This window comes from Duganella sp. AC237 (assembly GCF_979254035.1).
This window is the reverse complement of the sequence record NZ_CEEDEW010000003.1, coordinates 2,460,794-2,476,109: the sequence shown is the minus strand read 5'-3', so window position 1 is coordinate 2,476,109 and position 15,316 is coordinate 2,460,794. Positions and strand designations below refer to the sequence as shown.

Genomic DNA, 15,316 nt, shown 5'->3' with positions numbered 1-15,316 from the left:
GTGGATTCATACACAACCCGTGATGATCGGGCATCCACCGTTTCGACGCAAGGAGTTCGTTAGAAATAGACCGCGATCGTCAGCCCAGCATATCGAACAAGGTGCCGGTGCCGCCGCCTGAGCCGTTGATGGCGCTGCCGGCGCCGGTCTGGGCCTGGGCCGAGTACAGCGCAACCAGGGCGTTGGCCTGCGCCGTCAGCGCCTTGGTCAGCACGGCGCGCTTGCCGTTGATGCTGGCGATTTCGGTGTTCATTTGCTTGGCTTCCTTGCTGATCACGCTGGTCGAGGCGGTGAACGTCGATGCCTTGGCCGACATCAAATCGGCAATACCTTTGCCGTCGTTGGTGAACAGCTTGGCCACCGACGACGAATCGGCCGTCAACGCCGCCTGCAGCTTCTTGTCGTCGACCACCATATTGCCCTTGGCGTCCTGGCTGACGCCGGCCGCGCCGAGCGCCGCGACCGACACGCTGCCGCCGCCCGTCTTCAGCAGCATGCTCATCTGGCTGACCACCTGGCCGATGGCGGTGTCGCTCTTCAGCGCGCCCTGCTGCAGCGTCTGCAACTTCTTGTTCAGGTCGTTGTAGGCGGCCACGAAGGACTTCAGGTTGGCGCCGATCTGGCTCGAATCCTGTGTGATCGTCACGTCGGATTTGCCGGTGCCGGTCAACGTCAGGGTGGCGCCGGCGATGCCGTTGTCCTTGGCAAGCGTGTTGGTCGGGCTGGTGACGTCCTTGCCGTCGACGGTCAGGATGGCGTTTTGCGCCGCCGTGGTTTGCTTCAGTCCCTTTTGCCCGCCGTCGGGATCGAACGCCAGCAAGCCCTTGAGCGCGGCGTCGCCGCTCACGCTGATGCGCATGCCGTTGGCCTCGCCGCTCTGGCCGGCGATGCCCAGCGAAAACTTGCCGTCGTCGCCCTTGACCACCTTGACGTCCACGCCGGCCGCCTTGAACGCGGCGGCCATACCCTCGAGCGTGTTGTTGGTGCTGTCGATGGTGATGGTCTTGCTGCTGGCCGTGCCGTTGGTGACAAAGCCCTTGGCGCCGCCGGCGGTGCCGAAGTCGATCTTGACGGTGGTGGTGGCGCCGGCGCCGATCTTTGTGGTGGCGGAGGTGAACTCCTCGCTGGTCAAGAACTGGCCCTGCGCCAGCTGCTTGACGTCGATCGCATACGTGCCGGCCTTGGCCGCGCCGGTCGACGTCGCCGTCAAAACAGTTTTGGCCGAGCTGGCGGCGCTGGTGCTCAAGCCGCTACCGGCCAGGCCGGCGGCGAGCGTCTGGAAGTCGGCCAGCAAGCTTTGCAGCTGGCCCAGGCCGGACAGCTTGGTCTGGTCGCGCACCAGCGTTGCGTTGAGCTTGGTCGCGGCGCCGTTCTGCGCCGTCATGGTCTGCTCGACGCGTTTGTAGATGTCGCTCGAGACGGCCGTGCTGGCGGCGCTGGTCGCGGAATTGATGGAGGTCGCCATGATGTGTTCCTGCCTGGATGATTACATAGTATGCAACATGGTCAGGATAACCGATCGGGCGAACAGAACAGGATTTACCGCCCAATCTATATTGCAACAGTTTGAAACATTCAACGATTCAAAAATCCCGGCGTCGACGAACCGAGCGAGGACGCCGGCCGCTCCCACGCCATTGACGCGCCGGCAATAACCACAGGCGGCAACAAGCGTCGCGCCTGGCCCCACTCCGTCTGTTCGATGTCCGGCGACAGATCGGCCTGGCCGGCGGCGGCCAAGGGCGGCACGCCGGCCTCGCTCGCGTAATCGGTCAGCAATTTGGCGGTGCGCGCCAGCGACAGGCGAGCGCTCATTGCGCGGTTGTCGGCCAAGCGGTAAAGCAAGCCCCGCAGCACGGCAGCCGCCGTCAGGTAGCCGGTGGCGTGGTCCAGCGCCTGCACTGGCAGCGGCACCGGTTTGCCGGCGCCCTGCATCCGCATGCCATGCTCGGCGATGCCCGCGCTCATTTGCACCAGGCTATCGAACCCGCGCCGGCCGGCCAGCGGACCGGTCCAGCCGTACGCGTCCAGGCAAACGTCGATCAATCCGGGGTTGAGCGCGCGGCGGAAATGCTCGCCATAACCCAACCGCTCCAGCGCGGCCGGACGATAGCCGTGCACCAGCACATCGGCCTCGGCAAGCAAGGCCTCGAAGACGTCGCGGTCGGACGGCCGGCGCAGGTCCAGCCGTGCGCAGCGCTTGCCCGGCGTCACCTCGGGAATCACGCCGGGCTCATTCCAATCGGGCGGATCGATGCGCAGCACGTCGGCGCCATAGCCGGCCAGGAAACGGGTGGCGACCGGACCGGCGAGCACACGCGTCAGGTCCAGCACTTTCAATCCGGCCAGCGGACGCGCAGGGGTGGCGGCGCCGCGCCAAGCGCACGTGGCGGCACTACCGCCGAGCGGCCGCGTTTCGAACGCGACCAGCGGTTCGGCGGCGACGGCGACGCCCTGCGGATGCGTCGCCCACTCCGCCGCCGAGCGCATCATGGCCGCACAACCGCCGTTGCCCACCACCGCCGCCTCCAGTTCTTCGCCGCGCCAGGCCGTGACCGCACGCGCCACAGCGTCGCGATCCACCGCGCAGCCCAGCACCGCAAGCGCCGCGTCGCGGTGGTGGATGGCATTCGTGTGCAGGCGTATCCAGCCGTCGGCGGTGGCGTAGTCGCCGGCCACCGCGTCCCACAGCGGCGGACGCTCCCAGCCGATCGGATGGATCGACCAGCCGAACCACAACGACGCCAGGCGGCGGTCCACCCGCACCGGCGCCGCCTCGCCACCGAGCGCGCCGATCACCTCGCGCAGCGCCAGCGCCGCCGCGCCGACCGACGCGGCCGCCAGATCGGTGACGGCGTACCAGGACGGCAGCGCGCCCTCGCCCTCAAAGCGCAGCGCCTCCGGCGCGTTGTCCGGCAGCGCCAGCGCCGACGCCGCCGCTTGCAGCATGTGCCGAGAAATAGCAAACATATGAGCAGACATGAAAGCTCCATAACTTGATATGCTGGCAAGCTTGAACCCGTACGCATCACGCGTCAATCTTGACTTGAACCGTCAACATAGGAAGCGACCATGGTCTGGATGACCGCCACCGAAGCCCTGAACATCCTGAACGTGCGCCCGCAAACACTGTACGCCAACGTCAGCCGGGGCAAAATCCGCGCCAAGGCCGACGAAGCCGACCCGCGCCGCAGCCTGTACCACCGCGATGACATTCTGCGCATGGCAAGGCGCGCCAACGGCCGCCGCAAGATCGACGCGGTCTCGGCGCAAGCCATGCAGTGGGGCGATCCGGTGCTGCCATCATCGATCTCGACGGCGGCCGACGGCAAGCTGCTCTATCGGGGACAGGACGCCGCCATGCTGGCCAACTCGGCGACACTGGAAGATATCGCCGTTTTACTGTGGCAATGCGCGCCATCGACCATTCATTCCGCCCGGCCCGCCAATGCCGCGACAAGGGCTGCGCGCCGAGCCTCTGCCAACGCGACGGCCGAACCCGGCGCCCTCGCCATCGGCCTGCTCACCCTGGCCACGCTTGCCGGCAAGGCCCCACCCTCGCTGGCACGATCGCCGGAAGATCTGCATGCCGACGCGGCCGCCATCCTGTCCACGCTCACCGCCGCCATCACCGGCCCGCTACCAGACAGCACTGCCGGCCTGACCATCAGCGCCCGCCTGGCCCACGCCTGGCACTGCCCGCAACGAGAAGACCCGATCCGCCGCGCGCTGGTGCTGATGGCCGACCACGAGCTCAACGCGTCCACCTTCGCCACCCGCGTCGCGGTATCGACCGGCGCCTCGCTGGCGGCCGGCGTGCTGGCCGGCTTCGCCACGCTCAGCGGTCCGTTGCACGGCGGCGCGCCGGCGCAGTTCGCCCGGCTGCTCGCCCTCGCGACACAGGCCGGCGCCCACGACGCGGTCGCGCACTGGCTGGCAAACGCCCGGCCGCTGCCCGGCTTCGGCCACCAGCTCTATCCCGAAGGCGACCCGCGCGCCCGGGCCATGCTGAATGTGCTGCCGAAATTGCAACCCTACGCGGATCTGGCCGCCGAGGCCGAGGCACAGGCCGGCGAGCTGCCCACGATCGACTTCGCGCTGCCGGCGCCGGCGGCGGCCTGCGGCCTGCCGGACGAGGCGCCGTTTGTCTTGTTTGCGTTGGGAAGATGTGTCGGCTGGCTTGCCCATGCGTTGGAGCAGGTGCAAGCCAACCGGCCGATCAGGCCGCGCGCCCGGTACGTCGGGGCCGGCCTGTCGGAGGAACCAAGTCGAACGACTTAGCGGATGAACTTGCTCACGACGCTGGTGGTGGCGGCGTCCGGATTGACGAACTGGTAGCCGATCTTGAAATGATCGCCGCTGAAGATGCAATACGTGACCTTGGCGCGGGAGCTGACCAGCTGGCCCTTGCCGTCCAGGAAAAGCTCAAACGTCACCAGCCCCGTATGTCCGACCGCCAGCTTGTGGTCGAACGTGAGCGACAACCCGGTGGCGCAGAGGTCGATGGTGCGCCCCTGCTGAGGCGGCATACCATCCATCACCACGACTGCTTTGGCGCGTACGATCTTGCGCGCGACTGACCGTTGATCGACTAACAATTTATTCCATCCTTTAGTTACATAATGTTACGTGTTAAGCACTATTGCTGATTACAACACATAACAATACATCCTTATTGGATTTCGCGCAGCTTATTGAAGGCATCATCGATGCGATCGACGGCAATAATCGTCATACCCTCGATCGGTTGCTTGGGCGCGTTGGAGGTCGGGATCATCGCCATCGAGAAACCCAGCTTGGCCGCCTCGCGCAGACGCTCCTGGCCGCGCGGCGCCGGACGGATCTCGCCCGCCAGGCCGACCTCGCCGAACACCACGAAGCCGCGCGGCAAGGGCTTGTTGCGCATCGACGAATTAATTGCCAGCAGCACCGCCAGGTCGGCGGCGGGCTCGGTGATCTTGACCCCGCCGACGGCGTTAATGAACACGTCCTGGTCGAAGGCGGCGATGCCGGCGTGGCGGTGCAAGACCGCCAACAACATCGCCAGCCGGTTCTGCTCCAGGCCGACAGACAAACGGCGCGCGTTGGGCAGGTGGCTGGCGTCGACCAGCGCCTGGATCTCCACCAGCAGCGGCCGCGTGCCCTCCTGCGTCACCATCACGCAGGAACCGGGCACCTGGTTGTCATGCTGGGACAGGAACAGCGCCGACGGGTTCGACACGCCCTTGAGCCCCTTCTCGGTCATGGCGAACACGCCGAGCTCGTTGACGGCGCCAAAGCGGTTCTTGATCGCCCGCACCAGGCGGAAGCTCGAGTGGTTGTCGCCTTCGAAATACAGCACGGTATCGACGATGTGCTCGAGCACGCGCGGACCGGCCAGCGCGCCCTCCTTCGTCACGTGGCCCACCAGAATGATGGTGATGCCGGTCTGCTTGGCCACGCGGGTCAGCTGGGCCGCGCATTCGCGCACCTGCGCCACCGATCCCGGCGCCGAGCTCAGCGCGTCGGAATAGACGGTCTGGATCGAGTCGATGACCGCCACGTCCGGCTTCAGGTCGGCCAGCGTGCCGAGGATTTTTTCCAGCTGGATCTCGGCCTGCAGTTTCAGATCGCGGGCGTCGACTTGCAAGCGCTTGGCGCGCAGCGCGATCTGGGCGCCGGACTCCTCGCCGCTGACATATAAAACTTTCTTCAAATGCGACAGATTGGCCAGCGCCTGCAGCAGCAAGGTCGACTTGCCGATGCCGGGATCGCCGCCGATCAGCACCACGCCGCCGGCCACCAGCCCGCCGCCGAGCACGCGGTCGAACTCCTCGATGCCGGTGCCGAAGCGCGGCACGTCGATGGCGTCGATGTCGGACAGCGACAGCACCGGCGCGGTCTGCGCCAGCGCCATGTGCTGCGGCTGCGAATAGCGGTTATTGCCGCCGGTTTCGATCAGCGTTTCCACCATCGTGTTCCACTGCTGGCACGAGGAACATTGCCCGGTCCACTTGGTGGAGGTGGCGCCGCACTCGGTGCAGGTGTAATTGGTTTTCGCCTTGGCCATCCGCTCAGTCCTCGACCACGGCAACGCGCTGCCCCAGCGCGCACATCAACTCATAGCCGATGGTGCCGGCCGCGTTGGCAACCTCGTCGATCGGCATCCCCTTGCCCCACAACGTCACTTTGCTGCCGATTTTGACGTCCGGCAAATCGGTCAGGTCGACCGTCAGCAAGTCCATCGACACGCGTCCGACCAGACGGGTGCGCACGCCGTCGACCAGCACCGGCGTATCGACCGGCGCGTGGCGCGGATAGCCGTCGGCATAGCCGCAGGCGACCACGCCGACCCGCATCGGCCCCTCGGCCTGGAAGCGGCTGCCGTAGCCGACCACGTCGCCGGCAGCGATCTGCTGCACGCCGATGATCTCGCTCGTCAGCGTCATGGCCGGCAGCAGGCCGTATTCCTCGGCCGACTTGCCGCCCGGCGTGCCGCCGTACAGCATGATGCCGGGCCGCACCCAGTCGTTGCGCAGAATATCGACCAGCTCGTCCGAGCGCAGCACGCCGGCCGAATTCGACAGGCTGCGCATGCCCGGCAGGCCCGCTGCCGCCGCCTCGAAACGGCGGATCTGCTCGCCGATCGGCAACAGCAGATGCTTGGCGTCGTCGGCGTTGGCGAAGTGGGTCATCAGGGTGATGCTGCCGGCGCAGGAAATGGCCACCAGCCGCGCGTGGGCGGCGGCAAAGACGTCGGGCATGAAACCGAGCCGGTTCATGCCGCTATTCATTTTCAGATGCAGATTGAGCTTGATGCCGCGGGCGGTCAACGCCTCCTGGGCCGCCTCCAGCCACGCGAGCTGCTCGTTGCAATGAACAGCCGCCTCCAGGTTGTAGCCGGCCATAGTGTTCAGATCGTCGGGACCGAAGAAACCCTCTAGTAATAGTATCGGTTTCTTCCAGCCCATCTCGCGCAGCCGCACGGCGTTGTCGACCTCAACCAGCGCCAGGCCATCGGCGTCGGCGAAGCCGCGCATCGCGCGCTCCAGCCCGTGCCCGTAGCCATTGGCCTTGAGCACGCCCCACACCTTGGCGCCGGGCGAGCCGGCCTTGGCGCGCGCCAAATTATGCTGCAGTGATGCAATGTGGATGGTCGCGACAATTGGCCTTGGCATAGTGCTATCTTTATTATAAATACGGGAGCCGTATTTTACCGTGTGCCCGCAGTTAACGCGTGGAGGAGCACTGCTCAATTCTTGGGGGTTCCGATCAAAGCGTGGTATAAAGCAAGCCAATACAAGCTTTCAGGCATCCCAGAATGAATCGTGGTTTCTATACCATCATGGCAGCGCAATTCTTTTCGTCGCTGGCGGATAATGCGTTGCTCTTTGTTGCGATTGACCTGCTGATCAATATGAACTCGCCGGGGTGGATCACGCCCCTGTTGAAGCTTTCATTTACGCTCTTTTACGTGCTGTTGGCCGCATTTGTCGGCGCCTTCGCCGATTCGATGCCAAAAGGTAAAGTCATGTTCATCTCCAACCTGATCAAGGTTGGCGGTTGCATGCTGATTTTCGCCAATGTCCATCCCTTGCTCGCGTACGCCATCGTCGGCTTCGGCGCCGCTGTCTATTCGCCGGCCAAATACGGCATCCTGACCGAACTGCTGCCGGCCGAGAAACTCGTCGCCGCCAACGGCTGGGTGGAAGGTTTGACCGTGATGTCGATCATCTTCGGTACCGTCATGGGCGGCGCGCTGGTCGGCGACCGGGTCTCGTCCTACCTGCTCGGCTTCGACATGCCGATGATCGACACCGGCATCACCACGCCGACCCAATCGGCGCTATGTGTGGTGGTCGGCATCTATGTCATCGCCGCGATATTCAATACCCGCATCCCCGACACCGGTTGCCGCTATGGCCACCAGGAACGCAACCCGATCAAACTGGTTACCGATTTCGCCAACTGCTACAACCTGCTGTGGAAAGACAAGCTGGGCCAGATCTCGCTGGCGGTCACCACCTTGTTCTGGGGCGCCGCGCAGACCTTGCAGTTTATCGTGCTGGAGTGGGCCAACCGCACGCTCAAGCTGACCTACGAGCAGTCGACCAGTTTGGTGGGCGTGGTCGCGATCGGCGTCGCGGCGGGTGCCGTCATCTCGGCCCGCTCGATCACCCTGCGCAAGTCTTTGACGGTGATCCCGGTCGGCATCGCCATGGGCGTCATCGTCATGGGCATGACCCTGGTCAATTCGGTAATGCTGGCGTATCCGCTGCTGGTGCTGGTCGGCTTGTTGGGCGGCTTCTTCCTGGTGCCGATGAACGCGCTGCTGCAGCACCGCGGCCACGTGCTGATGAGCGCCGGCCACTCGATCGCCGTGCAGAACTTCAATGAGAATCTGTCGATCCTGGTGATGCTGGCGGCCTACTCGCTGATGCTGCGCGGCCACCTGAACCTGAACATCATCATCCTGATCTTCGGCCTGTTCCTGGCCGGCACCATGTTCTTCATCATGCGCAGGCACCACGCCAACCAGCGCGAGTTCGATTCGGTCAGCCTGATCGGCGAAGCCAAACATTAATAGTTTGAATTACGCCGGCAGGATGCCATCCTGCCGGCGTTGGGCGGCCTGCGCCTGCCAATCGTCGGGCACGACAAATCCGCGCCGCTCCTCCACCAGCCAACCGCCCTCTTCCCGCATCACCGCCACCATCATCGGCGCGCTGACCTTGGCCATTTGCTCGTCGAGCGCGGCCAGCAATCCGTTCCGGTCCAGCGCGCCGTCGGCCGCCTTCAACGGCGCCAGCCACAGCAGGCGATGCATGATGATGAAACGCTCCCCCGGCAAGCTTTGCGCCCGCGCCATCGACATCCAGAAACCGTTGCAGTGGGGTTGGGAGATTCCGGCCATGCCGCGCCCGGCCTCGTCGCCGGGATAGAACAGCCAGCCTTTGACCAGCGCCAGCGCCCGCGCCACCGGTTGCGGCAACAGCGGCTGCGCGGCCGGATGCCGCGCCAGCGACAGCTGCTTGTCGAAAATCTTGCGCATCTTCGCGCCAAGCGTATCGGCCAGGTTGGGGCCGATCAAGCCGTTAAAGCCCTCGCCGGCGCTGTTGGCGTCGAGCAGGTAGAACTTGGTGGCGAATTCCAGGTGGACCAGGTCGTCGCCGTCGCGCAGCAGGAAATCGAACTCGCCGACGGTGTCGTTGCGGTTGGCACGCACCTGCAAGCCATGCGCGACCAGCTTGCCGTGCTCGGCGAAGTAGAAGGCCATCAGCTTTTCCGCATACAAGCCCAGGCGGGAGTAGTGCCGGGCGCCAAGCGCCGCTTCCAGCGGGATCGGGTCCTGCTCCAGCGCGGCCAGCCAATCGGCGGTGTCCTGCGTCATCGCGCCCACAGTGGCGATGCGGCCCTGCCAGTGCGGCGAAGCGGGATCGAGCAGGTCGGGCGCGTCCAGCAGCCAGGCCAGCGCGCGCACGTGGGGACGGGTCAGGTGGCCCCAGCGCTGCTCGAACCGCGCCTGATAGCTCGCGGGCGCGGTGTCGGGCGGCGTGGGTGGCTGCCTAGTCACGGGCCACCTTCGCCAGACACAAATCGCCCCAGGCCTTGGCCTTGTCTTCCGGGCGGCGCAGCAGGTCGTCCGGATGGTAGGTCGCCACCACCGGCAGCTCGGCGGCGCCGTAGCGCATCACCTTGCCGCGCGCGGCCGGCCCCATCATCATGCCCTTGGCGGCGTGCTGGCCGAACGTCATCGCCATGGACGCGCCGGTCAGTTGCAGCTCTCGGTGCAGGTAGGGACGACAGGCGGTCAGCTCGTCGATGGTCGGCGGGCGGTCGGCGCCGTCCTCGGCGGCCGGGCGGCATTTGACCAGATTCGTCACGTACACGTCCGCGTCGGGCTTGAGCGCGATGGCTTTGAGCATGTTGTCGAGCAGTTGGCCGGCCTCGCCCGCGACGGGCTGGTTGTCTTTCTCGTCCAGGCGCGACGGGCCGGCGGCCAAGGCGATCCAGGAGGCATCGGTCGCGCCACGGCCGTTGACGGCGTTGCGCCGCGTCGCGCACAACTGGCAGCGGGTGCAAGTGGCGACGGCGGTGCGCAGTTGCGCCCAGTCCATCGCGGCGATCGCCTCGTCGCTGACCGGCGCGGCGCGGGTTGGCACAGGCGCCTCGTCGAACCAGGCGGTCGAGTCGTCGGCGGCCATGTCGGCGCGCGGGGCGGAGGGGGTCGCGACCGGAGCAGCGTGCGGAACGCTGGCAGGAGGTACTTCCGGCATCGGCGCGCGGGCTGTTACCGGGGCCGGCTGCTCGTGGACCGGCTGCGCACGGACAGGCTGTTCGTTGACTGGCTGCGCGCGAACCGGTTGTTCGACCACCGGAGGTTCCATCACCGCCTGCATCACCGCCCGCGTGAACGCAGACTGCTCAGCCTCGGCATCCACTGACGGCTCGGCGGCTGGCTCGGCGGCATCGACGGGCGCCGGGGCGGCCGGACGGTTGCGCAAAGACCAATGCGCGCCGACGCCCATCTCCTCAAGGAAAATCGCGCTGCGGGTTGCTGTCTGACTCATATTTCGAACCGCATAACGATGGCGTCCTCGCGTTGCTGATCGGCCGCCGGGTAGTATCCCTTGCGCCGTCCGATCTGTTTAAATCCATAGCGTTCGTAAATCTTCAATGCACGCTCATTCGATGGCCGTACTTCCAACAGCACCGACGTCATGCCCAGCCCGCGCGCGCAGGCCACCGCCTGGTTCAGCAGCAAGCGTCCCAGTCCCTGCCCCTGGCGCTCGGCCGACACCGCCACGTTCAGCAGATGCGCCTCGTCGACAATCGCCATCAGCAGGAAATAGCCCAGCAACACGCCGGTCTGGTCGCGCAAGACCCACGCCTCGTAATTGCTGCTCAGCGAATCGGCGAAATTGCCCATGCTCCAGGGATGCGGATAGACACTCTCCTCCAGCGCAAGCACCTCGGCCAGGTCGGTCTTCTGCATCGGCTCGTAGTTCAAGCGCGCCAGATCCCACAGCTGCTTCATGCCACGCCTTCCGCCGCCTTGGCGAGCGCCATATCGCGGCGCTCGGCCTGGGTGTAGGCGATCTTGTTACGCAGATACAGCGGTTGCGCCTCGGCCGCCGTCACCGTCTTGCCGGCGGCGAAGGCGATGCTCGCCAATTGCGCGATTTGCTCCGCGTGCGGCATCACCTCGGCGTGGCCGCCGGCGGGGAACGCTTCGGCATAGGCCGACAAGCCGTTGCCGCAAGCGGCCGGGGCGCCCTGCGGGATCACTCCATCGGGCGCCGACAAGGCCGGCGGCAGCACGGCGGCCGGCTCGGCGATATTGGCCGCATCGGCCTCGAACCGGTATTGCGCCCAATACACTTCGCCCATGCGCGCGTCCAGCACGGCCAGCACGTCGGCGGCGCCGTGGCGCTGGCGGCAAGCGAGCGCCATCGCATCGAGCGTGACGACCGGAACCACCGGCAGGCTGGCGCCGAACGCGAGCCCCTGGGCAATGCCGCAGGCGGTGCGCACGCCGGTGAACGAGCCGGGACCGGAGCCGAAGGCGATCGCGTCGCAATCCTTCAGCGCGATGCCGGCTTCGGCCAGCAATTCCTGGATCATCGGCAAGATCGATTGGGAATGGGTACGCACGCCGGACGACACGCGGCTGATGACGGTTTCGCCCCGCAGCAGCGCGCAGGAGGCCAGTTCGGACGAGGTTTCAATGGCAAGAATAATAGGCATCCCGTATTTTAACCCGGCCCGGTGGCAGGCGCGACCCCGCGCGGGCATGTAGAATGTCTCCTTTGGGCGCTGAGAACGCTGTCATTCGACGATCCTATGCATAGTTTGACCTTAAATTCCGCCAATCGCCAACAAGTCGCCGCCGCCCTGTCGGGCGACCGCTGGATCGTCGCGTGCCTGTGCGCGGCGTGGTGCGGCACGTGCGAATCCTACCGCGCCACGTTCGAGGAACTGGCCGCGCGCCATCCGGACAAGTTCTTCGTCTGGATCGACATCGAGGACCACGCGGATGTGGTGGGCGACCTGGACGTGGAGAACTTCCCTACCCTATTGATCCAGCATCACGAGCTGGTCACCTTCTTCGGCACAATGCTGCCGGACGGCGGACTGGCGCACCGTCTGGTGCAGTCGCAGACGCAGCAAAGCGACGAGGAGTTGAAGGCGCTGGCGCTCAACAGCGAGGAGCGGGCGCGCTGGCAGAATGATTGCAATTTGCGGACGTTGATGCGGAATGCGTTGGGGTAATGCCTTAGCGGCGAAAGATGAACGGCTTCTTCCGCCCCGTTGCAGACATTGGTTTCGGAAAAATCACCCAACGTGAGAGTAGCATTCTCTCTCTTAATGAGTATCCCGGTATCCCAACTACCAAGTGCCATTAGTTGCCGTCGGGTGAATACGCAAAATCCGTCCGCTAGTGGCTGCGGATTCAATCAGTGGCATAAACGTCTACAGTCAATTGGTCACTTGTCATCGCTTGCATTGCGCCGGGCGAGCACATGAAGTGTATGCTCGATATTCGAACGCTTTCGCTTGTTCAGACCGGTAACAGGCCAAGTATTAATTGTTTTCAGAAGTTTCTCTATTTCCGCTTTCGGAGTACTGTGGGCTAGAGTCCGGACTAAGAAATGGTCGATCTCCGAGCCATTCAACGGCATATTTTTAAGAAGCAATTTATACGAAGCAGAGCACCTCGCCATATCATGCGAGAGCCGGGTGCTCGCCAATTTCGCAAGTTGATGAACTACATTCTGATCATGCATCAGTTGCCCTGAGTTGACAGCCTCAAGAGCGGCATCAAATACCGCGATAGCAATCGTCTCGATTTTGGCTGTGATACTCAATCGAATTACCGCTAGCGTCAAGTCTCTATTCTTGAGTTTGCAACGCCTTATATATTCATTCACCATGTAAACGTGCTTCCTGAGCACAGATTTTGGTCCAAGTGCCAACATGTCAAAAGTCGCAATGGTCTCATGGACTGGAAAATCCAGCGCCGCTAACCACTTGTTGGCTAATTCCGCTAATTCATCAAGCTCTTGTTCACCGCCATGTCGGCGCACCAAGTAGATAAATCTCTTGAATCCGGCCAGACTTTGCTTCTTTCGATAGTATGAGATCAAGATGGGGTAAGCAGCTTCGAAATTATCTTTTTCCGCTAACGAAATTAGCAACGAGACATCGCGCACCGTATGTGCTTCGCTAAAGTTTGTCTTCGAAATAATAGCATCAGCCGCGTCTTTTGCACCTACTGAGATTAGCATAGCCTCAAGAAGATATGAATCCGCGAATTCAGCCTTTTCCGCCAAGCGCTTGGCCTGATAAATAATTCGATCAACGCTTGTGGTGGCGCTTGCACTAAATTTATTTGTTATGAACCTCAACAACTTAATTGCATAACTGCGGCTTGCGTTATTTTCGTGCGTGCATAGCTCAGCCAGATCAAGTGCGCGAGCAATTGGATCATCTTCTGCATGTTCGATTACTGCATTGGCGAGCAGCGCATGGCCAACTTGCAGCAGATCGTTCTTGCCTTCTCTATTAAATACCAATCCCTGCAAGCTCTTCTCCGGCCAACTAGCTGAAAAAGTTTTCGCGCGCAAAATCATGAGCGCTTTGGGTGTAGGCAAATCGAACATGCCGCCCAGGCATAGATCGAGATATAGCTCCACGCCGCTCGTGCCAAGGGAGTTGAGAGTATTGGTGGCTAGAGCCGTCAAAGATGAATTCTGAAGGTGTAGCGACAAGGCGAAAATCTGGCCGGACGCGAGGAACCCGCTCAATCCTTTTCCGACAGGTCGCTCAGGTACTCCAAGCTTAAGAGCCAGCTCAAGTGCAACACTGGGACTCAATGTCCCTAGATTGTGGCGCCAAAGGCCATATGAGGGCAGGGATACAGGGAATTCGTTTGGGCGCGAGGAACCCAACAAAAATATCCCATCGCTAGAGTACGTTTCAAATACATCTAGAAACGATGTATGCCGCCAAACGTCATCAACAATTAACAATATAGGGCGTTTCGTCAGTTGACGCAGCCTTCTAATATTCTGCCATTCGTCTTTTCCCGCTCTGTCAGGGAACTTAACGTGGATTGCAATTATCTGTCCTTCATGGTGCAAGTTCCAAGCGGCCCTGTGAATCAGGCTTGACTTGCCAGAACCTGTCGGGCCAGCAACAACAACCATGCCCCCAATGTGCATATGCGAAAGTACATCTTGCTGAACTGCCTTCAGCTCCGGTCGAAGCACATCCAAGTCGTGCGCGATCGCATGCCAGAGGACTGGCTGGCCTTGGAAAAAGTCATTTCTGATGGTAGACAACGGCGGCAAATGCGCCTTTCCTGGCAATAGCCGCATGGCCCCAAATGGATGGGCCGGATGGGCTGGAGGAACGTATGCATTTATTGACTCAGCAACGTCTTCGATATAGTAAGACTCGCCCGCTTGCAGCCGCTGCAATAGATGATCTAATGCAGCATCAACATGTTCCGGGAGAATGCCAAAACTAACCAATTCCATTCCTGCGATTGCAAGAAGTGTATCGTTCGGATTCCCCATATCGCTTATGAAATATTGGGTTTCCTTGAGTAGCCCCTCAGCAATCCTAAGCAGTTCGTCATCCTTAAGCCCTCCCCTGTATTTGATCGATATATTTTCGACCACTTTCCGACCGTGTACCGATAGACGCTTCCGGCGAATCAGCTCCAAGGCGCTATCTTGTGTAGGTATTGCGGTTAGCATTAAATGAAAGCTCGGCTGGGGAGACTTGCTATTAAATTTCTGTGCACTGACAACGTCTCGCGAAAAACCCGCAAGTGTTTGATAGAAATGCCGAAGAGTGAAGTTCCCTTGCCCATAGTTCTTGGCTTGAATATAGACTTCTTCCCCCCCAACAAACTTGAGGTCGATGTCCTGCGCGCCATCGTAGCGTAATCGAATGATCCTATGGCGGCAGGTCAACAACCAAGTCAGACGAACCAATGCTATGCCTGCTTGAAAGCTGAACCCTTTCAGAGCGTGGGCACCTCCTTGTCTAGGTTTTTCATCTAGAGCCACACCATCCACTAACCAATTCAAAGTTACTATCCTCGTGAAGTTAATTACTACAACAATGCAATACGCTCAAATTAGCGCGCATTCCTCGTTAGTTTAGCCATGCATTCCAGTTCAAAGCCAGACAACTATTCTCATTGAATATCGACCAAGTTTTCCGGTCTACGCTAGGCCACCGGTACTCGTGGTAGGCCTGGGCGGGCTATTCAAAGAATGCCGCTAGCTGCTCTTCGGGAGAGCGTTTCCGAATAGCCGGTCGC

At 62.2% G+C, this 15,316-nt stretch carries 13 protein-coding genes; 3 read left to right on the top strand and 10 right to left on the bottom strand.

What is annotated here, in order from left to right:
- Positions 1–79 precede the first annotated feature (79 nt).
- A complete protein-coding gene (gene fliD / locus AC0IYS_RS11375) occupies positions 80–1,465 on the bottom strand; it encodes a flagellar filament capping protein FliD (protein WP_471705243.1) in 1,386 nt (461 codons plus the stop codon).
- Between the two features lie 110 nt (positions 1,466–1,575).
- Entirely contained in the window at positions 1,576–2,982 is a 1,407-nt protein-coding gene (locus tag AC0IYS_RS11370; protein WP_471705242.1) for a CoA transferase, read from the bottom strand.
- Positions 2,983–3,072: 90 nt separating this feature from the next.
- Here AC0IYS_RS11370 and AC0IYS_RS11365 point away from each other — a divergent pair, with 90 nt between their 5' ends.
- Positions 3,073–4,281 carry a citrate synthase family protein gene (locus tag AC0IYS_RS11365; protein WP_471705241.1) on the top strand — a complete coding sequence of 403 codons (1,209 nt, stop codon included), beginning with the start codon at positions 3,073–3,075 and terminating at the stop codon, positions 4,279–4,281.
- Here the strand turns inward: AC0IYS_RS11365 and AC0IYS_RS11360 are convergent.
- The 3 genes from AC0IYS_RS11360 to alr form a co-directional block, all read right to left on the bottom strand.
- Positions 4,278–4,538, bottom strand: a complete 261-nt coding sequence (locus AC0IYS_RS11360; RefSeq protein WP_471708844.1) for a PilZ domain-containing protein — start codon at positions 4,536–4,538, stop codon at positions 4,278–4,280. The genes AC0IYS_RS11365 and AC0IYS_RS11360 overlap by 4 nt on opposite strands.
- A gap of 134 nt (positions 4,539–4,672) precedes the next feature.
- Positions 4,673–6,049: a DNA repair protein RadA gene (radA, locus tag AC0IYS_RS11355; RefSeq protein ID WP_471705240.1), complete on the bottom strand. Its 1,377-nt coding sequence runs from the start codon at positions 6,047–6,049 to the stop codon at positions 4,673–4,675.
- A gap of 4 nt (positions 6,050–6,053) precedes the next feature.
- A complete protein-coding gene (alr, locus tag AC0IYS_RS11350; RefSeq protein ID WP_471705239.1) occupies positions 6,054–7,157 on the bottom strand; it encodes an alanine racemase in 1,104 nt (367 codons plus the stop codon).
- Between the two features lie 143 nt (positions 7,158–7,300).
- On the opposite strand from alr, the gene lplT reads away from it, so the two are divergent.
- Complete coding sequence (gene lplT / locus AC0IYS_RS11345; RefSeq protein ID WP_471705238.1) at positions 7,301–8,563, top strand: lysophospholipid transporter LplT; 1,263 nt, start codon at positions 7,301–7,303, stop codon at positions 8,561–8,563.
- A 9-nt stretch (positions 8,564–8,572) separates the two neighbouring features.
- Here the strand turns inward: lplT and AC0IYS_RS11340 are convergent, their stop codons facing one another.
- From AC0IYS_RS11340 to tsaB, 4 genes are read right to left on the bottom strand one after another with little or no spacing between them, the layout of a single operon-like run.
- Positions 8,573–9,553 carry a DUF1853 family protein gene (locus AC0IYS_RS11340; RefSeq protein ID WP_471705237.1) on the bottom strand — a complete coding sequence of 327 codons (981 nt, stop codon included), beginning with the start codon at positions 9,551–9,553 and terminating at the stop codon, positions 8,573–8,575.
- The gene (locus AC0IYS_RS11335) at positions 9,546–10,550 is read right to left on the bottom strand and encodes a uracil-DNA glycosylase (protein ID WP_471705236.1); all 1,005 of its coding nucleotides are present in this window, start codon (positions 10,548–10,550) and stop codon (positions 9,546–9,548) included. Before AC0IYS_RS11335 ends, AC0IYS_RS11340 begins: the two co-directional genes overlap by 8 nt.
- Entirely contained in the window at positions 10,547–11,017 is a 471-nt protein-coding gene (gene rimI, locus AC0IYS_RS11330) for a ribosomal protein S18-alanine N-acetyltransferase (protein WP_471705235.1), read from the bottom strand. Before rimI ends, AC0IYS_RS11335 begins: the two co-directional genes overlap by 4 nt.
- Complete coding sequence (gene tsaB / locus AC0IYS_RS11325) at positions 11,014–11,727, bottom strand: tRNA (adenosine(37)-N6)-threonylcarbamoyltransferase complex dimerization subunit type 1 TsaB (protein WP_471705234.1); 714 nt, start codon at positions 11,725–11,727, stop codon at positions 11,014–11,016. Before tsaB ends, rimI begins: the two co-directional genes overlap by 4 nt.
- A gap of 96 nt (positions 11,728–11,823) precedes the next feature.
- Here tsaB and AC0IYS_RS11320 point away from each other — a divergent pair, with 96 nt between their 5' ends.
- A complete protein-coding gene (locus tag AC0IYS_RS11320) occupies positions 11,824–12,252 on the top strand; it encodes a thioredoxin family protein (protein ID WP_471705233.1) in 429 nt (142 codons plus the stop codon).
- A 215-nt stretch (positions 12,253–12,467) separates the two neighbouring features.
- Here the strand turns inward: AC0IYS_RS11320 and AC0IYS_RS11315 are convergent, their stop codons facing one another.
- Entirely contained in the window at positions 12,468–15,080 is a 2,613-nt protein-coding gene (locus AC0IYS_RS11315) for a P-loop NTPase (RefSeq protein ID WP_471705232.1), read from the bottom strand.
- Positions 15,081–15,316 lie beyond the last annotated feature (236 nt).